The organism is Pseudomonas sp. SIMBA_067, assembly GCF_046534675.1.
Lineage (GTDB): Bacteria > Pseudomonadota > Gammaproteobacteria > Pseudomonadales > Pseudomonadaceae > Aquipseudomonas > Aquipseudomonas putida.
Genome location: NZ_JAWRYH010000001.1, coordinates 13248 through 33948 on the forward strand (window position 1 = coordinate 13248; position 20701 = coordinate 33948).

The following is a 20701-nucleotide window of genomic DNA, read 5'->3' on the forward strand; positions in this document are numbered from 1 at the left end:
GCCGCAGACCGAAAGGGTGCGATACGCATTTCGTCAGGGTTGACGCCGTTGCGAGGGCATTTTTCCGGTTGCGGCGGGCTCAGTAGAACAGGCGCATGTGACTAACGTAATCACCACCGACAGGTGGCAGCCTCAATCGGCTTGCCGCAGCCACGCCCGAATTTGCTCAAGCGTTGCCGTAGCGCCACCACAAACCACCACCAGCACGTTCTGGTATTGCGCCAAGGCGCCCGGCGCATACGCCAATGCCAGCGCCGCTCCACACGCTGGCTCGACCAGCACGCGATGGTCCAGCAGGAACCGCTCACAGGCTTCCAGCGCTGCACGATCGCTGACCAGGTGGCTGTGCACCGGGTGTTGCTGCGCGCAGGCCAGCGCCTGATCGGCTACCCGCTTTGCCCCCAGCGAGGTCGCCACCGAGGCGATGCGCTCTAGCTCGACCGAATGCCCCGCCTGCATGGCCGCATGCAGCGACGCGGCGCCGTGGGTTTCCACCGCCAGCACCGGGACATCACCCCAGCCATTGCGCTGCAGCCCCTGGACCACGCCGCTGAGCAAGCCGCCACCGCCCACCGACAGCACCACGGCGTCCGGTTTCACGCCTGCTTCGGCGACTTCATCGATCAGGCTGGCATGCCCGGCCCACAGCAGCGGGTCGTCGAACGGGTGGATGAACGCATCATTCGGCCCCACCAAGGTCTGCGCCAGGGCGTTGGCCTCTTGCCAGGAGCTGCCATGCACCACCACGTTGGCGTCTTCCAGGCGCAGCAACTCCTTGGCCCGCTCGGTGGTGGTCTCGGGGACTACCACGGTCACCGGTACACCCAGTTTGCGCCCTGCATAGGCAACCGCCAGGCCGGCGTTGCCGCCCGACGATGAGATGAACTGCCGGGCGCCACGGGCCTGATGCACTTCGCAGGCGTGGCCCACCCCGCGCAGTTTGAACGAGCCGCAAGGTTGCAGGGCATCGAGCTTGAGCCAGATGTTTCGGCCCGCGGCCAACGACATGGAGCGGGATTCAATCAGGGGGGTGTGGACATGCAAGGTCATTGGCTGGTTCCGCGTAGTTGTTCAAGGTAGTTGTAAATGGTGTAGCGGGTTACGCCGAGGGCACTGGCGGCCTTTTCCACGCCGCCCTTGACGATGAACAGGCCGCGCTCCTGCATGACCCGCACGGCTTCAACCTTGGCCTGTTTGTTCATCCGCCCTTGGCCGCTGCGTTGCAGGGAAGCCTGGATGATCTCGCTCATCAGCAGTTCCATGTCGGCGGGTTCGTTGACGGCAGGCGTGGCCCCCAGCGGTTGGAACTGCTGGAGAAAGTTCATGGCGGCGTCCAGGCCGGTGACGTCGGTGTTGACGCAGAGGCTGGCGAAGGGATGGCCGGTGCTGTCGCGAAAGATCGCGGTGGCGCTGCGCAGGGTGCGGCCCTTGAGCGTGGTGGGGTAGTCGGGCAGTACCACCGGCTCGCTGCCGTGCTGGTCGGCTGAGGCCTGCATCAGTGCCTTGAAGCCTTGGTCCTGCTCTGGGGCGGCGAGGATCGGGCTGCCGACGCTGCGGCCGGAGAGGTGACCGTTGACGATCGCCACCACGGAATGCTCCGGGTGGTCCAGGTCGTGCAGAAGGATTTCCATGTTGCGTGCGGCAACGCTGCCCAAGGCCTGGATGGTGGCCTTGAGCACCGTGAGGGTGAGGTGGCGTTCTTCGCTGGGGGTGATAGGCATGGCAGATCGCAAAATCAACATTTTGTGTAGTTTTACACATTAAGTTGAATTAAGCGATCTGCGGTGGTTCTGCTGGCCCTATCGCCGGCAAGCCAGCTCCCACAAACTCAGCCCAGCGCCGGGGTGCGCGGCGGAATCATCCGGCGCGAGCCGGTCGCCTCAAAGGCGGCACCAAAGCTCAACAGCGCATTGTCGCTATAGGCACGCCCGGCAAAGGTCAGCCCCACCGGCATGCCGATGTCGGCCATCACGCCCATTGGCACGGTGACGGTCGGTACACCCAGGTGTCGGATCGCCAGGTTGCCGTTGGCCACCCAGATACCGTTGCTCCAGGCGATGTCCGCCGATGCCGGGTTGACGTCGGCATCGGCCGGGCCCACATCGGCCACTGTCGGGAACAGCACCGCGTCCAGGCCCAGGTTGTCCATCCAGTCTTCCAGGTCCAGTTTGCGGGTGTGCTCCAGGCCGCGCAGGCCGTCAGGCACAGTCTCGATCTGGTCCCAGGTCTTCAGGCCGCGCTTGGCCATGTTGACGTACTCATCCATGCCGGCGGCCAGGTCGTCCTCACGGTTGGGCAGGGTGCCCGGGTCGTGCGGGAAGATCTGTGGGCCATCGACATCGGCCAAGCGGTTGAGCTTGGGGTCGCCGTTGGCTTGCAGGAAGTCGTCAAACGCCCAGCCCGACAGCTCCCACAGCTCATCATGCAGGAACTCCTTGCTGACGATGCCGCGGTTGTAAACGGTCGGCGCGCCCGGGCGGTCGCCCTCGCAGTTGGACACCAGCGGAAAATCCACTTCCAGCACTTCGGCACCGGCCGCTTCCAGGGCCTGGCGTGCCTGTTGCCACAAGTCGATTACAGTAGCGCGGGTGTTGATGCGTTGGCCGGTCGGGCCACCGATGCCTGGTTTTTCGGAGGTGCCTGCTTCGGCATCGGCATTGATGTACATGCGCGGTACGCCAAAGCGTTTGCCCTTGAGTGCGCTGGCATCCACTGCCAGGTCCAGGTAACAGGCAGGGCGCACAGTCGATGCCGCCGGGATCGGCACCCAGGGCTGCAGGCGCCACAGGTCGCCGCGCTTGTCAGCGTCATCGGCGACCACCACGTCGAGGATTTCCAGCAGGTCGGCCATGGTGCGGGCGTAAGGCACCACCACGTCCATGGTCGGGGTCAGCGGCCAGTTGCCGCGCACCGAAATCACGCCGCGCGATGGGGTGTAGGCGCACAAGCCATTGTTGGACGCCGGGCCACGGCCGCTGGACCAGGTTTCCTCGGCCAGGCCGAAGGCACTGAAACTGGCGGCGGTGGCGGTGCCGGCACCGTTGGACGAGCCCGAGGCGAAGGGCGCAGTCAGGAAATCGGCGTTGTATGGGCTTTCGGCGCGGCCATACACGCCGCGCTGCATGCCACCGTTGGCCATGGGCGGCATGTTGGTCTTGCCAAGGCACACGGCACCCGCGGCGCGCAGGCGCTCGATGGTGAAAGCGTCGCGCTGGGCGACCAGGTCCTTGAAGGCAGGGCTGCCGGAAGCGGCGGTCAGGCCTTTGACCAGGTAGCTGTCCTTGGCGGTGTAGGGGATGCCATCCAGCGGGCTCAGAACCTGGCCTTGGGCGCGGCGGGCGTCGGAGGCCTCGGCTTCTTTGAGCGCCTCGGGGTTGCGTACCACTACCGCGTTCAGGGCGGTGGCGGTGTCGGCGCCATCGTAGGCGTCGATGCGCGCCAGGTAGGCCTTGACCAGCTCGACCGCCGTCGTGCGGCCCGACTCGAGTGCGTCGCGCAGCTCGGCAATGGAAACCTCGGTTACCTCGATCATGCGTTCACCAAAAAAATTGTGCAGGTGGGGGCTAGTGCGAGGAGTGTACAAGAAGGGCTTGGCGGACGCAGGTTTGCGCGGGGGCAAATGGTTTTATGCAAGCGGGCATTGTCGGGGTCGCCCAGCGACCCCGGCCAACCCTCAGTCCAGGTCCTGCGCCGTATGCCGCTCGGGCACCTGGCTGACCTCATCCCCCCACGTCCGGTTTACCCGAGTTCCGCGCTGCACCGCCGGGCGCAGGGCAATTTCCTCGGCCCAGCGCTGTACGTTGGGATACTCATCCACCGCCAGGAATTCTGCCGCGTCATACAGGTTGCCGCGCACCAGCTGGCCATACCACGGCCACACGGCAATATCGGCAATGCTGTACTCATCACCGCCCAGGTAGCGGCTCTCGGCCAGGCGGCGGTCGAGCACGTCCAGTTGACGCTTGGCCTCCATGGTGAAGCGGTTGATCGCGTATTCGAATTTTTCCGGGGCGTACACGTAGAAGTGACCGAAGCCACCGCCCAGGTAAGGCGCCGCGCCCATCTGCCAGAACAGCCAATTCAGGCTCTCGGTGCGTGTAGCGGGCGATTTTGGCAGCAGTGCGCCGAACTTGTCGGCCAGGTACAGCAGGATCGAACCCGATTCGAATACCCGCACAGCTGGTTCGACGCTGCGGTCGAGCAGGGCAGGGATCTTGGAATTGGGGTTGACCTGGACGAAGCCGCTGGAAAACTGGTCGCCCTCACCAATGCGGATCAACCAGGCATCGTACTCGGCTGCGGTATGGCCCAAGGCAAGCAGCTCTTCAAGGGCAATGGTGACCTTGACGCCATTGGGTGTTGCCAGGGAATAAAGCTGCAGCGGGTGCTTGCCCAGCGGCAGGTCCTTGTCGTGCGTCGGGCCGGCAACCGGGCGGTTGATGCTGGCGAACTGGCCGCCGGAGGCTGCCTCGTTGCGCCAGACCTTGGGGGGTACATAGGCGGGCTTGCTCATGCATGAATCTCCTTCATTGGCGCGAAACGGTCACGTAAAGACGTGGACCTGTATCTATGCCACGGGTTCGACGCCATGCGCAAATGCATAGGGTGCGCGCGCAACTTGCATGACGATGGTTTCATCCAGTTTTCATCCGGCGCAAGCCAGGCCGGCTCTATGCTGGGCTATCTCTTCGCCCTGCAAGGAACCGCTGGCCGATGACTATCCCCCGCAGCCTGTTGGCGCTGGTCCTGCTCGGCGGCCTGCTGGCCCATGCCGAGGCTGCGCCGCGGGTTGTCGGCCTGCACCCTATGACCTTGGCCGACCCGGTCGATAGCCGGCCGATGCAAGCACTGGCGTTCTACCCGGCTATTGGTAAACCCCGTAGTAGCCGTATAGACGGCTATCCAGTCGAGGTGGCTGAAGAGGCACCCGTCGCCACGGGCCTATTCCCGTTACTGGTCCTGTCCCACGGCAATACCGGCAGCCCATTGGCGCTGCACTACCTGGCAACCGCGTTGGCGCGGCGAGGCTTCGTGGTGGTGGCGGTAGTGCACCCGGGGGACAACGCCCGCGACCACAGTCGTCTGGGCACCCTGAGCAACCTGTATGGTCGGCCGCTGCAAGTCAGCGCCGCAATCACCGCCGCCCGCGATGATGCATTGGTCGGACCTTATCTGGACGACGGCAAGGTGGGCGTGATCGGTTATTCGGCTGGTGGCGAAACCGCGTTGATCCTTTCCGGTGCGCGCCCGGACCTGGACCGCCTGCGCCAGTACTGCCTGGAGCGCCCGAACGACGCCGACGCCTGCAAGACCCACGGCATATTGATTGCCGACCGCAGCGAACTGGCGCCGCAGGCCGACCCGCGGGTAGGGGCGGTGATGCTGATGGCGCCGCTGAGCCTGCTGTTCGGGCGCCATGCCTTGGCCGGGGTTCAGGTGCCAGCCCTGATCTATAGCGGCGATAGCGACCAACTGGTGGCGGTGGACCGCAACGCCGAGGCTCTGGCCCGCAAGCTGCCGGTCACCCCCGATTACCGCCTGTTGGCCGGCGCCGGCCACTTTGTGTTCATGGCCCACTGCGACGCCGAGCAGTACGCGCGGATGCCGGCGCTGTGCAAAGATGCCGAGGGCGTGGACCGCCGCCATATCCATCATTCGCTAGAGCGTGAAACGGCGGCGTTCTTCAGCCAGGCGCTGGGCACGCCGCAACTGGCCGAGCGGTCAGTTGCGGCGAGCGTGCCGCGACAGCAACAGCGTTAGGCCCACCCCGGCCAGGGCGAGCAGGGCAGCCACGCAGAAGATCGAGGAATAGCCCAGGTGCACGGCTACTGCGCCCATCACCGGGCCGGCGATAGCCAAGGCCATATCGAAGAACACCGCATAGGCCCCCAGCCCCGCGCCGCGGCTGCTGCTGGGGACCTGCCGGATTGCCTCGACGCCCAGCGCCGGGTACACAAGCGACAGCCCGAAACCGGTAAGCCCTGCGCCAACCAGAGCCCAGGCCGGCGAAGGCGCGAGCCACAGCAGGCTCAGGCCGAGCACTTCAGTGGCCATGCAGGCGACCGCCACGTTGTAACCACCAAACCGGTTGACCGCGTTGACGAACAGCAGCCGCGAAATGATGAAACACACACCAAACGCACTCAAACACCAGGCTGCGCCAACCCAGCCGCGCTCCAGATAGTACAAGGTGACGAAGGTGGTCAGGGTGCCATAGCCGATCGAGGCCAGGGTCAGGCCAAGGCCGCACGGCGCGACCCGGGCAAACGCCGACCAGAACGGCAGGCGTTCGCCGCGTACCACCACCACGTCGGGACGCTTGCGCAACACCAGCATGGCAAGGGTTGCCAGCACTAGCAAAGCTGGCCCCAGCACGCTGAAATCCAGCCCATCCACGGCCAACACTCCCAGGGGCGCGCCAATCGCAATCGCGCCGTAGGAGGCGATGCCGTTCCATGAGATCACCCTGGCGGTGTGTTCGGGGCCGACCTGGCTGATGCCCCAGCTCAAGGTGGCCACACCGATCAGCCCCTGGGCGATGCCGAGCAGCAAACGGCCCACAAGCAGCAGCGCCAGGCTCAGCAGGGGCAGCGTCAGGGTCCAGGCCGATAACAGGGTCAATACCCCGCAGCCGGCAATTCCCATCAGGCCGAAACGGATGGCTTGCTTGCCCCCGAGGGTATCTGCAACGCGCCCGGCAAACGGGCGGCTGAGCAGGGTGGCCAGGTATTGCAGGCCAATGGTTACCCCGGCGATCACTGCACCAAAGCCCAGTTGGTCGTGCACGTAGCTGGGTAGCACCGCAATCGGCAGGCCGATGCAGAGGAAGGCAATGAAGGTGTAGAAAACGATCGACAGGATCTGCTGAGTGATGTGCAGCGTGTTGCTGGCGGGGGCAGGTTGTTGCGCGGTCATGGGCTCTTTCGCGGGCGGGCGGTTGGGCGTGGTTCCATGATGGCTGTTACATGAAGGAAATGAAAGCAGGCTAACGAATTATTCATCGGGTTGTGTCAGCTGTAGGGCTGGCGGTGGGATTTTCGCGGGCAAGCCCGCGAAGAGGCCCAGCCATGCACAATGGCCAGGCCTTACCCATCAATCAGACCAGTACGCCCTGGCTGCGCAGGTAATCGTCGTAGGTGCCGCTGAAGTCCACCACGCCATCGGGCGACAGCTCGATGATGCGGGTGGCCAGCGACGACACGAACTCGCGGTCGTGGCTGACGAACAGCAGGGTGCCCGGGTAGTTTTCCAGCGCCAGGTTCAGCGCCTCGATCGATTCCATGTCCAGGTGGTTGGTAGGCTCGTCCATCACCAGCACGTTAGGCTTTTGCAGGATCAGCTTGCCGAACAGCATGCGGCCTTGCTCACCACCGGAAATCACCTTCACCGACTTGAGGATCTCGTCGTTGGAGAACAGCATGCGCCCCAGGGTGCCGCGAATCACCTGCTCGCCGGAGGTCCACTGGCCCATCCAGTCGAACAGGCTCAGGTCGTCTTCAAAGTCGTGAGCGTGGTCCTGGGCGTAGTAGCCCACTTCGGCGCTGTCGGTCCATTTCACCGAACCGGCATCCGGGGTCATTTCGCCGACCAGGGTACGCAGCAGGGTAGTCTTGCCAATACCGTTGGGGCCGATGATCGCAACGCGCTCGCCCGCTTCGACAGTAATGTCGAAGTTCTTGAACAGCACCTTGTCGTCGAAGGCTTTCGCCATCTTCTCGACGACTACCGCCTGGCGGTGCAGCTTTTTAGTCTGCTCGAAGCGGATGAATGGGCTGACACGGCTGGAAGGCTTGACCTCGGCCAACTGGATCTTGTCGATCTGCTTGGCGCGCGAAGTCGCCTGCTTGGCCTTGGAGGCGTTGGCCGAGAAGCGGCTGACGAAGGTCTGCAGCTCTGCGATCTGTGCCTTTTTCTTGGCGTTGTCCGACAGCAATTGCTCGCGCGACTGGGTAGCCGCAGTCATGTACTCGTCATAGTTGCCCGGGAACAGGCGCAGCTCGCCGTAGTCCAGGTCGGCCATGTGGGTGCAGACGCTGTTGAGGAAGTGGCGGTCGTGGGAAATGATGATCATGGTGCTGTTACGCGCCGTGAGGATCGTTTCCAGCCAGCGGATGGTGTTGATATCCAGGTGGTTGGTCGGTTCGTCGAGCAGCAGCACGTCCGGGTCCGAGAACAATGCCTGGGCCAGCAGCACACGCAGCTTCCAGCCTGGCGCCACTTCGCTCATCGGGCCGAAGTGTTGCTCCAGGGGGATACCCAGGCCGAGCAGCAGTTCACCGGCGCGGGATTCGGCGGTGTAGCCGTCCATTTCGGCGAATTCGGTTTCCAGCTCGGCGACGGCCATGCCGTCTTCCTCGGTCATTTCCGGCAACGAGTAGATACGGTCGCGCTCGGCCTTGACCTTCCACAGCTGGCCGTGGCCCATGATCACGGTGTCGATCACGGTGAATTCTTCATAGGCGAACTGGTCCTGGCGCAGCTTGCCCAGGCGGGTGTTCGGCTCGAGCATGACCTGGCCACCGGACGGCTCCAGGTCGCCGCCGAGGATCTTCATGAAGGTCGACTTGCCGCAACCGTTAGCGCCGATCAGGCCGTAACGGTTGCCGTTGTTGAATTTTACGGAAACGTTTTCGAACAGCGGCTTGGAGCCGAACTGCATGGTGATGTTAGCGGTAGAAATCAAGTGCTTGTCCTGCGGGGGTTCCAGAGGTGTATTTAGGCCCTGTCGTCAGTCTTGGGCCAATTTTGGGCCAATTCGACTCGGGGCGGCAGCTTCTCCAGCTCCCTCCAGTCCGAGGAGGAGCTGATCCATTTCGCGTAGGTAGAGAGCAACATCTCGACGCTGTGGCCAAGCTGGCTCGCGATAAACACGGGGTTCATCCCAGACATCAGGCACATGGTTGCGTAGGTGTGGCGGGTGTCGTACTGACGGCGTTCACGGATGTTCAGCGCCTTCAGCGCCGATTTGAATTGGCGGATTGTAACACTTGGTTCGTTGATACACAGCCCACCTTTGCTCGGTTGGAACACGAAAGGGCTTTCGGGGTTGGCTGACTTGGATGCCATGCGTCGAAGGTTCGCCATTCTCTGGGCCTGCTTAATGGCATTGAGCGCGCGCTCGTTCAGCAGTACCACCCGGTGCTGTTTGGTCTTCGTGCGCTCCTGCGGAGATCGATTCACGATGATTCGACGAATCGAGACGGACCGTTCTTCAAGGTCAACATCTTCCCACTTCAGGCCCATGGCCTCACCTGGGCGCACCCCGGTAAAGAAGCAGAACTCGAAGAATGCGGCATATATCTGCGAATATTTCCGAAGTGTCGCATAGAGGTGGGAGATGATCGTCTCCGCTTCAGAGCGGGTGTACGGGTCAACGACCTTTTTGACGACCCTCGGCTTATCGAGCGATGCAGTGGGGTTTTTAGTGATCAAGCCGTCGAAAACCGCTGTCTTGAATACGCTTGCGAGTTTGATGATCGCATTGCGCTTGACCCCCACCGATGTCCATTGGATCTGCGAAATAACCCCGCGAAGCATGGTCGGCGTGATCATGTCGATCCGACGAAGGCCAAGGTATGGCATCCAGTAGATGTTGAAGACGCTTTTGTAGTTGTTGCGGGTGCCTTCAACGATATCTCGACTATCCAGCCACATCTGGGTGTAGGCGCCGAGGCTCGGGATGGACTCCGCCGTCTGGCGGGCCACCTCCGAGCCCGGGAATAGCTCGGCATACTTCTCGTCATCCAGCAGGCCGTGACGGATCAGGTTTATTACTTGATCACGTACACGGCTGGCTGCGCGGATCCCCTGCGCCGTCGCGGGATGGGCGAGGGTTTCCCCGCGACGCTCACCGTTCCAAGTGTTGTCGAGCAGCTCTTGCTCGCGGCCGTCGGCCCACATCTGCTGATGGCGCTTGTTGCATGTGAAGCCGGTGTCCGACTCGCTTTCACCGTCGACCCACTCCAGCCATTTGCAGGTGTTGCAGTTCTTGCCCATCGCGGGCCCCTGTAGATCAGGTAGGCCATGTACTGATACCTCTCACCAATCCAGCGCCCAGGCGCCAGTGCGGGTGTAGGTTCGGGTTGTGTTTCGTGCGGGGAGAGCTGGCGCTGGTTGCCGGCCTGCAGCTGGCTGTCGGGGATTGCGCATGGTGCAGATGATGTGCAGCGGGCTGGTGAGGATGGTGTCGACCAGCTTGCGGTGGCGCGGCGTCGTCTCGTTCCTGGCCGACCAGGTGTTGCCCTTGTAGCGCTGCTTGGCGATCGTGTCGTTGATCTCAAGGCAGCCGCCCGAACCGACCCACTCGTGGGAGTAGCTGTCGATGATCAGCGTCGAGTAGCCGCCTGCCTCTGCAGCCTTATCGGCCTGTTCAGTTATGAAATTTCGAGTAAATGGGATGGGGACGAGCCAGGAAGGATCGTCGTAGGCAGAACGCCTGGATGGGGGGGCTGACGCTGTCTAAAACTGCCTTGGAGCTTCTCGGTTTTACTGGGCCAAAATCGCGGAAACTGGCTGACCTGTATTAGACAGGCAAGACCCACAGGCCGCTTTCGGCGCGGCCTGAGACTTGATTCTCACGCTACTGCTGCAGTACCAGAAGCTAGTAACATCCGTAGCTGTTGCACGTGGAGTTGCAGGCGTTCCTGCTTTCGACCCAGAGCAGCCCTTCACCGAGGACAGTATCGCCAATTGCAGTCATATAAGTACGCAGGAAAACATAAGCGCCCCTGATGAGCGAGTAGCTGCTCCTCGTATCGACTTCAGTTCAGCACAGAGCTGAGCCTGACGCCCCACGCGTTAAATCTTCATCCAATGGGGCCCTGACAAAAATGCAGTATTTTCCCCCCTCCATGGATTCGAAAGCTACTAGCTTTTCCACCAGTGCTGCGCTCAAAACCTTTCCGGCATTGAGCAGCAACATGCCGTTGTCAGCGTTCAAATTGCGCGCTAGCACCATTCCGGGGACCAGATCGCGGGTAGCGCAAACACGTACTTCAGGGTCCGCCAAGGTGAGATCACTGAGGAACGTCGCGCAGACGTCGACGAAATCGTCAAGTAGCGCCGGCTCATAAAGACGGCCGCTGTACTTGCGAAGGTAGAGCAGGGCCTCGTCGCTGTTCATCTGCCTTTCGAGGATCAGTCCACGCTGCAGTTCGACGAAGTCCACAGCCAGCTTAAGCAGGCGGGCGCCGAACGGAATGGCTTCACCTTTGAGGCGGTCAGGGAAACCGCTGCCGTCCCAGTGCTCTTGGTGATGGAGGATCAGCCGCGCCGCATCCTTCATAGGCTCCAGGGTCATCAGAAGCGATTCGCTTTGGCGTGGATAATCGCGGTAGCGCTCGCGGTCACTGTGCATAAGCAAGTCCGAAGGCGCGACGATCATGCTGTCTGGCCAACTCAGCTTGCTGATGTTGTACAACGCCGCCGCCATAGTCAGGTCGCGACTAGCCGCCTCGTCCAAGGCGTACGCCGTACAGTAACAGCGAACTAGCTCAATGATCTGACGGTTGGTCTGCTTAGCCGGCGGCAGCCGCAGGTTGGCCAGCATCGAGAATACTTCAGTTCCGGTGACATAGCTGTGTTTCAGTTCTTCGTAAGCCAGATCGAGCATGTCGGCTGTCTGCTGCAATTCGGCGGTGCGGGCTGCCACGCGCTTTTCCAAATTTATGTTTAAAAGCTTTAATTGAGCGTTCTGCACTCGCGCGAGTACCTCCAGCCGCTGGCGCTCGCGCTCGGAATGTTGATGCTCAAGGGCCTGGCGCAAAGTCAGTAGCATCTCGTCGTCGTTCCACGGCTTGCTGATGTAACGGTGGATACGACCATCATTGACAGCTTTGATGATCGCGCCAGGGTCTGCATAGCCAGTAAGCATGATCCTCACGACTGCGGGATAGCGTTGGTGGACTTGCGCGAGCAACGTTGCACCGTCCATGCCCGGCATACGCGCATCGCTCATCACAAGATCTACCGGCCGTTCGGTCATCAGCGCCAGCGCCTGTTCACCGCTGGTGGCCAACACCACGTCATAGGGCTGACCCCTTAATAGTCGACGCAGACTGTTGAGGATTGGCTCTTCGTCATCAACCAGTATCACAGTCGGCCGAGTGGCTGTTTTCGGGGTAGATTGCACTTCCATGTGGGGCCTCGCGCGTAGGTCGATGGCGGCACGTTGTCAGTTCCTGAGCGAAGCGTGCTTGGGCAAAGGCTAGATCATTTTATTGCCATGCGCATCGGAACACAGATCGGCAGACGACAGGCAAAAAGTGCCGAAGGCATCTAACCTGATGGCAATGCATTCTCGTATTCGTCAGCCATGGGAAAAGGACTCTCCCTGATGGTCGAGCTTAATACCTGTCTTCATCCTCATCTGCGTTACAGGGGGCGCTTGTGGAGTTGCCTGCGCTTGCTGGGGCTGTTGGCTCTGTGCTCGGCCGTAGGGGCCGAACCTCTGGACGAACCGCTCAAACCCCTGCCGCCGATTCCCATACTGGCGCCTGCGCGCGTTGAACTGGGACGCCAATTGTTCAACGACCCACAGTTGTCACTCAATAGCTCTTTATCCTGTGCGAGCTGCCACCGTCTCGATAAATACGGGGCCGATGGCCATGCCTTTTCGATCGGAGTAGATGGCCAGCAACTGTCACTCAATACTCCGACGGTCTTCAATGCCAGTCTCAATTTCCGCCAGTTCTGGGATGGCCGAGTTGAGTCGCTAGAAGAGCAAGGTAATGCAGTAATCACCAGTGCCCATGAGATGGGCGGGGACTGGCAGGTGATAGTGCAGCGCATCTCCGGCGAAAACCGTTACCGCCAGGCCTTCGCCGATGCCTACCAGGATACCGTGACCAAGGACAACATCCTCGACGCGCTGGCTACCTACGAAAGGACCCTTTTAACACCCGGCGCCCGCTTTGATCGTTATCTGCAGGGCGACACCGAGGCGCTGACCTTGCAGGAAAAATACGGTTACCAGCGCTTCAAGGATTATGGCTGTATCGCCTGCCATCAAGGTGTAAACATCGGTGGCAACATGTTCCAAAAATTCGGCGTATTCGGTGACTATACGATCGATCGTGGAAACCCGACTCACGCCGACCTAGGACGTTTCAACGTGACCGGTGCCGAAGCGGATCGAGGTGTCTTCAAGGTTCCGAGTCTACGAAACGTGGCGATGACCGCGCCCTATTTCCATGATGCCTCGGCTCCTACTCTGGAGCGCGCGGTTGACGTGATGTTTCAGTACCAGCTTGGACGGATACCCAGCGACGAAGACCGTGAACTGATTGTGATGTTTCTCAAAACCCTCACCTCTGAAAATGTGGGGCAGCCATGAGTGCAATCTCCCGACGCGGAAGCCTGTTTTCACTCAGTGGTTTGGTCCTGGCGCTATCGTCAATGCTGCTGTTCCTTTACCTGAACTCCGGTTCAGAGCAGACACAAACCTACAATGAATCTCGGGATCTTATTCGTCAGCTCAAGCAGCAAGATGCGGTGTGGGAAAACGAAATGCTCAAGGCGCGGGTAGCCATATCCCATGACTACGATCTACTTGTGACGCCCCTCAAAGAGATGAGGCAACTTTGGACACGCTTCGACAGCCAAGAAGCTGAGCAAGGGCGCAACAGCTCTACACAATGGCGTGATGCCCACGATGGCTTTCTCGGTGCGCTTGGGGAAAAAGCTCGGCTTGTCGAGCAATTCAAGTCGCACAATGCTCTACTGCGAAACTCCCTTGCGTTTCTCCCTGCTGCCGAGGACGCTATCCAAGCCCAGCTAAACAAGGTTCTCGACCCGCGCCGGCAGGAGGTCCATGCATTCGCCACCGACACTTATGATCTGTTGCTCAGTGCCCTGGAGTTCGCACAGGTTACGTCTGCGGACAAGGCGGCAGAGATCGAGCTCGGGCTGGGCAATTTGGCTGTCAACGTGCAGAACCTGCCCAGCGAGTTTCAGACGCCGGTCAAACTGTTGAGCAGTCATGTGGCATTGATCCTGCGCGAGCAACCTATCGTCAACCGCCTGCTCGCGGACATCGAGACGATCCCTGTCGCCGAACGATTAGATACCATCACCAGCCTGCTGGATCGGGACCAGCAGCAGGTTGAGAAAAACGATCGTAAGTATCACCTCTTCACGTTGTGGCTTTCCGGCCTGCTGATGCTCTCGGTCGTGTGTCTGGCTGCCCTGCTGGTGCGGAGCTTTTCCGAGGTGAGGCGGGTCAACAACGCGTTGCAGGCTTCCAATGAAGTTCTAGAGCAACGGGTCGAGGATCGCACTCGGGAGCTCAAGAATGCCCAAAGCGAACTGTTCAATGCCGCGCGCCACGCTGGCATGGCAGAGATCGCCACCAACGTGCTGCACAATGTAGGCAACGTGCTTAACAGCGTGAACACCTCCTCTAATCTCATTGCTCAAACCTTGCGCAGCAGCAAGACCCGAGGCTTGGGCAAGGCAATGCAAATGTTCGATGAGCATTCAGGCGAGCTCGGCCAATTTCTTACCGAAGACCCCAAGGGCAAATTACTTCCCGGCTACCTCAACCAGCTGACCGAGGCCATCACTCATGAGCAGCGCGAAATTGTGGCCGAGTTAGACCGGATGAGTAAGAGCGTGGACCACATCAAGGAAGTGGTGGCCACCCAGCAATCCTATGCGGGGGCCAAGAGTGTGCACGAGCCGCTGTCGGTCAACGATCTGATAGAAGACGCGCTACGCATGAACGCCGGGGCGCTGAGTCGGCACCAAGTTAACGTGGTGCGCGACTTCGATGAGCTACCCCAAGTGATGGGTGACCGGCATCGAATGTTGCTGATCCTGATCAACCTGATCAGTAACGCCAAGTACGCCATGTCCGGTCAAGGCAACGAGCACAGGACCATGACCTTAAGGACGCGGATCATCGAGGGAGGGTTCCTAGAAATGAGCGTTCTGGACGAAGGCGAAGGCATTGCCCCGGAAAACCTGCAGAAGATATTTGCCCACGGCTTCACCACCCGCAAGGATGGGCATGGCTTCGGCTTGCACAGTTGCGCCCTGGCCGCGATCGAGATGAATGGCCAACTAACCGCTCACAGCGACGGCCCTGGTCTGGGGGCGCTCTTCACGCTGAGGATCCCGCTAACCGCGGTGCGGGAGCCTGCATGAGTAGCTTATCTAATCGCCGAGTCCTGCTGATAGACGACATGCCATCGATCCATGAGGACTTTCGCAAAGTCCTGAGCCCAGTCAGGCCGCAGACCGCCGAGCTGGACGAGATGGAGACGTTACTGTTCGGTAATCAGCCCAAGCAGGAACGGCCGGTTGTCGAACTCGATTCGGCCTATGGCGGCGAGGAAGGTCTTGACCTGTTGAAACGGGCGCTTCATGCCCAGAAGCCTTACGCGCTGGCTTTCGTCGACATGCGCATGCCGGATGGCTGGGACGGAGCTAAGACCATCGAGCAACTATGGCAGGCGGACCCGCAGCTGCAAGTGGTGGTGTGCACCGCATACTCAGACTATTCTTGGGAGGAACTGCTCGACCGGCTACAGGCCCACGACCGCCTGCTAATCCTAAAAAAGCCGTTTGACAACATTGAGGTCCAGCAGATGGCCAACACCCTGCTGACCAAGTGGGAAATGACTCAGCGCGCCTCTTTGCAAATGCACCAGCTCGAACAGCGGGTTGAGCGGCGCACCCATGAGCTGAAGCAGGCCAGCGACGCTTTACAGCAGGAAATCGACGAGCGTAAGCAACTTGAAAGCCAGCTGGTGCAGTCGGAGAAGCTTGCCTCACTGGGGCAGATGGCAGCTGGCGTAGCACACGAGATTAACAATCCGATCGGGTATGTATCCTCCAACCTCGGCACTCTAGAAGGGTACTTTCAGCAACTAACGACGATGCTCGACGCTTATCGCGAGGTAGAGCAGCTATTGGGCGAAAGCGAAACCACCATGGCCTTGCAAAGGCTGCGCGAGCACACTGAGCTGGAATTCCTCAGGGAAGACATTCCCATCCTGATTGAGGAATCCAAGGACGGAATCGTTCGCGTGGCGCAGATCGTCAAGGACCTAAAAGACTTTTCGCGTGCTGACAGCACCCAGCAGTGGCAATGGGCCAACGTGCAGCAGGGCATCGATTCCACACTAAACATCGTTGCCAGCGAGCTTAAATTCAAGGCAGATGTGGTAAAGCGGTACCAGCCGTTGCCCGAGATCGAATGCCTGCCGTCGCAGATCAATCAGGTAATTTTGAACCTGGTGATTAACGCCGCCCAGGCTATGGGGCCGGAGCGTGGAACCATCACGTTGTGCACTGCCCAACACGACAACTGGGTATGCATCGAGGTTACAGATACAGGCGCTGGGATAGCACCGGAAAACGTACAGAAAATCTTTGACCCTTTCTTCACCACGAAGCCTGTAGGACAAGGCACCGGACTAGGTCTGTCCCTCTCCTACGGTATTGTAAAGAAACACGGTGGTGAGATAACCGTTTCGAGCCAGGTCGGGGTGGGGACAACGTTTCGTGTACAACTGCCAATCAGCCAACAGGTAAGGCAGTGAGCGAATGTGGATTGAATTGCCCCTTGTAGAGACCTCCAAGCCTAAGGTGAAACCCTTTCTTTAAGAGGCAGACCCGTCCGCTTCTGGCCGATTACGCCCCCTCGCTAAAGGCCGGTATGGGTCGAAAGCGGCCGGTCCTGAATGGCCGCTTTCGACCCATAGCTGCCCTTGGCGGAGGGCAGCTAACGGCCCAGAGTGTGTAAAAACACTTTCAAGTTGCTGGTGAGTTAGCCCATGGCTTCTGGTCGTTGCGATATTCCAAGCGTTCGCCAAGATCCGCACCGGTAACGCTCCTTGGCCTTCAGGGCGTGTTTCAGTGGCTTTTACAGCGGCAAAAGCTGGGCCTTTTAGGCCGTCATTGCTTTCATCAAACCTTCCGTGCCGACGATTTTCATAACTCGCTTCATATTGTAGGCGAGCACGTTAAGGCTCATCTCCGCGCTGACGCCAACCAGCTTGCGAGTTAGGAAGTGCGTAGATCCCATCCATTGTTTGAGCGTCCCGAAGGGATGCTCAACAGTCCTTTTTCGCACTCGCATCATGTCCGGGGCTTGGTCTAGTCGGCGCTGCATTTGCTCCAGCACCGCTTCATGCTCCCAGCGCCTGACTCGGCGATTTGTGCTGGGCGTGCACTGCGGTTTCAGCGCACATTTCTGGCAGCTCGAACTCCAGTAACAGTGCATATTCATGCCTTTTTCGATGCTGGAGAAACGCCAAATCAGTACCTCCCCAGCTGGGCAGGTGTACTGGTTTTTTGTCGCGTCATAAACGAAGGCATCTTTATTGAAACGACCCTCTGCCTTGGCGCTTGAGGTCATCGGCTTTGGCACGTAGGCGCTGATATTGGCGTTGTGACAGGCCAGGATTTCTTCACCTTTGAAGTAGCCCCGATCAGCCACGACCGATAACGTTTCTGAGCCGATGGCTTCACGCGCGAGCTTCGCCATGGAGCTGAGTTGGTCGCGGTCAGAGCCGACGTTCGTAACCTCGTGGGCGACGATCAAGTGATGCTGGGTATCGACTGCTGTCTGCACGTTGTAGCCGACGATTCCACTTCCGCGCGTCATCATCGAACGGGCATCTGGATCGGTCAGCGAGACCTGCTTATCAGGCGAATCGTTAAGCTGAGATTCGATCAGCTGAAGCTCCTTCATTTGAGCTTTCAGCTTCTCGATTTTCTCTGCGAGGCGTGCGCCGTCTGGTTCGGAGGCAGTTGGCACTTGCCTATCAGCCGCATCAAGTGCAGCCAGGTAACGGCTGATGCTCGACTCAATCTCTTCCATCCGCCGCTTGAGTTTGGCGCTGGTGAAATTTCGGTCACGATTATTCACTGCCTTGAATTTACTGCCGTCGATGGCAACCAGGTTTTCTCCAAAAAGCCCAAGCTGCTGGCACAGCACAACGAACTGTCGGCAGACCCCATGAATGGCCTTGCTGTTGTCTTTTCGGAAGTTCGCGATGGTTTTGAAGTCGGGCATGAGCCGCCCGGTTAGCCACATCAGTTCGACGTTACGTTGGGCTTCTCGCTCAAGGCGTCGGCTCGATTGGATGCGGTTCAGATAACCGTAGATATAGATCTTCAACAGGACAGCGGGATGGTAGGCAGGTCGTCCAGTGTCGGCGGGAATGGCGCCATCAAACCCTAGCGTTGTGAGGTCGAGTTCATCGACGAAGACATCGACCACGCGCACCGGATTGGTATCACTGACGTAGTCGTCGAGGCTTTCAGGCAGTAAGGTGCTTTGGCCTCGGTGTTCACCCTGAATAAACCGTTTCATAGGCGACCCTTGCGATGAAATTCTCAGAAATCATAGCAAGGGTTTGTCCGGGCGTTTTTACACACTCTGGGCCGGTAGCTGCCTTTCGCGAAGGGCAGCTATGGGTCGAAAGTGGACAGCCAACCGCGGCTCCGAGGTGATGCCAATTTTGATACCACTGATAGGGAAATGAGGGGGAGAGGAGGGGGATCAGCGCTGTTGCTGAGTGGATGCTGGGAGTCCGAGGAAGAGAAGAAGGCGCAGGCCCCGCAGGCAGCCAGCGAGAACCTCTGGAACATCATTCCGCCTGATGAAAGCCAGGACGAAGGCTTTACGCCTTGACTCACTTCCTCCCATAACGCCGCCGACCCGGCGTACGCCACTGGCCTGAACTGCCCCGGGCGACCATGCGCCAGCACTTGGCCAGGCGCTGCAAGCGCTCGATCGACTCATGCATGTGCCAGACCGGCACGCCGATTTGGTAGGGCTGGCCACTCTTGCAGGCTTAGAGGTGCTCCTTTTGTATTTTTTCAGAGTCGCGCTCCAGAATTTCAAAGGTACCTTCCGCACATACCTCACCTCTCGTCCGTCAGAATTTTTACCCGTCAGGATTGACCGGGCACCTGATGCCAGATTTACTGTATATACATACAGTTCTCATCAGGCCTTCCACCATGACCATCACATTTTTGGGTACGCCCACCGGCGGAACCGAATTGCTACCTCTGTATTCGTTTCACGTTCCGGCTGGTTTCCCTTCGCCTGCCGCGGACCATCTGGAAGGCCATATTTCCCTTGATGAGCTATTCGACCTTCGCGCACCTCATGTGTATCTGGTGAAAGTGGAGGGCGACAGCATGCAAGGGGCGGGGATCTACTCGGGTGACATCGTCATCGTCGACCGCGGTCGTGAGGCGGAGCATGGGGACATTGTCATCGCTGCAGTCAACAGCGAGCCCGTTTGCAAGCGTCTGCATCGTCGCGATGGCGTGGTAATCCTGAAATCTGAAAATCCCGCCTACCCGGCACGGTACATCATGGAAGGCGACGAGCTCGTTGTCTGGGGCGTTGTGCGTTACAGCGTTCGCGACCATGCGCAGTGAACAGGTATTCGCGCTGATCGACTGCAACTCGTTCTACGCGAGCTGCGAGCGCGTGTTTCGGCCCGACCTGGCCAAAACCCCGATCGTCGTGTTGAGCAACAACGACGGCTGCGTGATCGCCAGGTCATACGACGCGAAGCCCTTCGTGAAGATGGGCGAGCCGTACTTTCAAGTGAAGGACAAGCTGCGCCGGCACGGCATCAAGGCTTTCAGCAGCAACTATGCGTTGTACGGCGACATGAGCGAGCGGGTCATGACCCTGATCGACTCGATGGTGCCGGCCACTGAGATCTACAGCATCGACGAGTGCTTCGCTGATCTGTCCGGAGTACAGGAAAACCTGACCCAGTTCGGACGCAAGATGCGGTCCAGGATCTTCCAGTGCACCGGTATCCCCGTGGGTGTCGGTATCGCCGGCACAAAGACGCTCGCCAAACTGGCCAATCATACGGCGAAGTGCCTGCAGGCGCAGACCGGGGGTGTGGTCGACATTACCGATCCGTTCAAGCGCGATTGGGTGCTGCGCAACACCGAAGTGAAAGAGGTATGGGGCATCGGGCGGCGGATGACCGCCCACCTCGAGGCGATGGGCATTCATACGGCGATGGATCTGGCCAAGGCTGATGCCTGGACGCTGCGGCAGAAATTCAGTGTGGTGGTGGAGAAGACTGCCCGCGAGCTCGCAGGCACGCCGTGCCTGGAACTGGACGACCCCGACCCCCCGAAGCAGGAAATCTGCTGCAGCCGGATGTTCGGCAAGCGGCTGACAGAGCTGGCGCCCATCAAGCAGGCAGTGGCCACTTACGTCGGCCGAGCAACGGAAAAACTCCGCGCCCAAGGCTCAGTGTGCAAGCGCATGCGTGTGAGCATTCGCACCGGCATGTTCAACCCGGATGAGGCGCACCACGCACAGGGCGCGTTGGTGGAGCTGCCATACCCCACCTGTGACACGCTGCTGATGACCCGACTGGCCACCGATGCGGTCGGACGAATCTTCAGGCCAGGGTTTCGCTACAGCAAGGCAGAAGTGCTGCTGATGGACCTGCGGCAACCAGGTGATTTTTCAGAGGACTTGTTTGCGCTCAAACAGTCAGTGGCATGTGATCGACTGATGCAGGTGATGGATGACATCAACGGGCGTTGGGGGAGGGGGACGATGCGAGCCGCCAGCGTGCCGGCATCCCCGGACTGGGGGATGAGGAGGGAGATGATGAGCCAATCCTATACGACGCGGATCGATCAGCTCTGGACGGTGAAATGTTAAGCCTGCCATCGGCGTGGCTGGACGAGCTGAGCG

16 protein-coding genes and 2 pseudogenes are annotated in these 20701 nt (G+C 59.9%); 7 read left to right on the plus strand and 11 right to left on the minus strand.

The genetic code is table 11. The features are described from left to right. Window positions 1-132 precede the first annotated feature (132 nt). The 4 genes from SB765_RS00075 to yghU all read right to left on the minus strand — a co-directional run bounded on the left by SB765_RS00075 (window position 133) and on the right by yghU (window position 4513). Window positions 133-1050 (minus strand): pyridoxal-phosphate dependent enzyme, encoded by a 918-nt coding sequence (locus SB765_RS00075; RefSeq protein WP_410930734.1) that lies wholly within the window; start codon window positions 1048-1050, stop codon window positions 133-135. Then, window positions 1047-1721 (minus strand): transcriptional regulator, encoded by a 675-nt coding sequence (locus tag SB765_RS00080; RefSeq protein WP_341795724.1) that lies wholly within the window; start codon window positions 1719-1721, stop codon window positions 1047-1049. The genes SB765_RS00075 and SB765_RS00080 overlap by 4 nt, the downstream gene beginning before the upstream one ends. Window positions 1722-1828: 107 nt before the next feature. Continuing rightward, window positions 1829-3532 carry an amidase gene (locus SB765_RS00085; RefSeq protein WP_341795723.1) on the minus strand — a complete coding sequence of 568 codons (1704 nt, stop codon included), beginning with the start codon at window positions 3530-3532 and terminating at the stop codon, window positions 1829-1831. A gap of 141 nt (window positions 3533-3673) precedes the next feature. Next, window positions 3674-4513 carry a glutathione-dependent disulfide-bond oxidoreductase gene (gene yghU, locus SB765_RS00090; RefSeq protein ID WP_341795722.1) on the minus strand — a complete coding sequence of 280 codons (840 nt, stop codon included), beginning with the start codon at window positions 4511-4513 and terminating at the stop codon, window positions 3674-3676. Window positions 4514-4713: 200 nt separating this feature from the next. Here yghU and SB765_RS00095 point away from each other — a divergent pair, with 200 nt between their 5' ends. Beyond that, a complete protein-coding gene (locus SB765_RS00095) occupies window positions 4714-5760 on the plus strand; it encodes an alpha/beta hydrolase family protein (protein WP_410910647.1) in 1047 nt (348 codons plus the stop codon). On the opposite strand, the gene SB765_RS00100 is transcribed toward SB765_RS00095, so the two are convergent. The 6 genes and pseudogenes from SB765_RS00100 to SB765_RS00125 form a co-directional block, all read right to left on the minus strand. Next, window positions 5722-6984, minus strand: coding sequence for an MFS transporter (locus SB765_RS00100; protein WP_410931049.1), 1263 nt, complete (start codon window positions 6982-6984; stop codon window positions 5722-5724). The genes SB765_RS00095 and SB765_RS00100 overlap by 39 nt on opposite strands. Window positions 6985-7096: 112 nt before the next feature. Then, window positions 7097-8683, minus strand: a complete 1587-nt coding sequence (locus SB765_RS00105; protein WP_012272468.1) for an ABC-F family ATPase — start codon at window positions 8681-8683, stop codon at window positions 7097-7099. 32 nt (window positions 8684-8715) lie between these two features. Next, complete coding sequence (locus SB765_RS00110) at window positions 8716-9996, minus strand: tyrosine-type recombinase/integrase (protein WP_410930735.1); 1281 nt, start codon at window positions 9994-9996, stop codon at window positions 8716-8718. Between the two features lie 32 nt (window positions 9997-10028). Beyond that, window positions 10029-10280: pseudogene (locus tag SB765_RS00115) on the minus strand (hypothetical protein); the annotation flags it as partial. Then, a pseudogene (locus SB765_RS00120) lies at window positions 10204-10398 on the minus strand (hypothetical protein); the annotation flags it as partial. The pseudogenes SB765_RS00115 and SB765_RS00120, both read right to left, overlap by 77 nt. A 367-nt stretch (window positions 10399-10765) precedes the next feature. Next, window positions 10766-12136: an HD domain-containing phosphohydrolase gene (locus tag SB765_RS00125; protein ID WP_341795717.1), complete on the minus strand. Its 1371-nt coding sequence runs from the start codon at window positions 12134-12136 to the stop codon at window positions 10766-10768. Window positions 12137-12334: 198 nt separating this feature from the next. Between SB765_RS00125 and SB765_RS00130 the strand changes: the two genes are divergently transcribed. Genes SB765_RS00130 through SB765_RS00140 form a run of 3 tightly spaced genes read left to right on the plus strand, consistent with a single transcriptional unit; the run spans window position 12335 to window position 16544 of the window. After that, on the plus strand, window positions 12335-13333 hold the full coding sequence (locus tag SB765_RS00130) for a cytochrome-c peroxidase (RefSeq protein ID WP_410910650.1): 999 nt from the start codon (window positions 12335-12337) through the stop codon (window positions 13331-13333). Next, complete coding sequence (locus SB765_RS00135) at window positions 13330-15144, plus strand: DAHL domain-containing protein (RefSeq protein ID WP_341795715.1); 1815 nt, start codon at window positions 13330-13332, stop codon at window positions 15142-15144. The genes SB765_RS00130 and SB765_RS00135 overlap by 4 nt, the downstream gene beginning before the upstream one ends. Further along, window positions 15141-16544, plus strand: coding sequence for an ATP-binding protein (locus SB765_RS00140; RefSeq protein WP_341795714.1), 1404 nt, complete (start codon window positions 15141-15143; stop codon window positions 16542-16544). Before SB765_RS00135 ends, SB765_RS00140 begins: the two co-directional genes overlap by 4 nt. 347 nt (window positions 16545-16891) lie before the next feature. On the opposite strand, the gene SB765_RS00145 is transcribed toward SB765_RS00140, so the two are convergent. Further along, entirely contained in the window at window positions 16892-18322 is a 1431-nt protein-coding gene (locus tag SB765_RS00145; RefSeq protein ID WP_230065121.1) for an IS1182 family transposase, read from the minus strand. Between the two features lie 198 nt (window positions 18323-18520). On the opposite strand from SB765_RS00145, the gene SB765_RS00150 reads away from it, so the two are divergent. The 3 genes from SB765_RS00150 to SB765_RS00160 all read left to right on the plus strand — a co-directional run bounded on the left by SB765_RS00150 (window position 18521) and on the right by SB765_RS00160 (window position 20668). After that, window positions 18521-18643, plus strand: coding sequence for a hypothetical protein (locus SB765_RS00150; RefSeq protein WP_341795711.1), 123 nt, complete (start codon window positions 18521-18523; stop codon window positions 18641-18643). Between the two features lie 332 nt (window positions 18644-18975). Continuing rightward, window positions 18976-19404 carry a LexA family protein gene (locus SB765_RS00155; RefSeq protein WP_059396000.1) on the plus strand — a complete coding sequence of 143 codons (429 nt, stop codon included), beginning with the start codon at window positions 18976-18978 and terminating at the stop codon, window positions 19402-19404. Beyond that, the gene (locus SB765_RS00160; RefSeq protein WP_410910653.1) at window positions 19394-20668 is read left to right on the plus strand and encodes a Y-family DNA polymerase; all 1275 of its coding nucleotides are present in this window, start codon (window positions 19394-19396) and stop codon (window positions 20666-20668) included. The genes SB765_RS00155 and SB765_RS00160 overlap by 11 nt, the downstream gene beginning before the upstream one ends. Window positions 20669-20701: the final 33 nt, after the last annotated feature.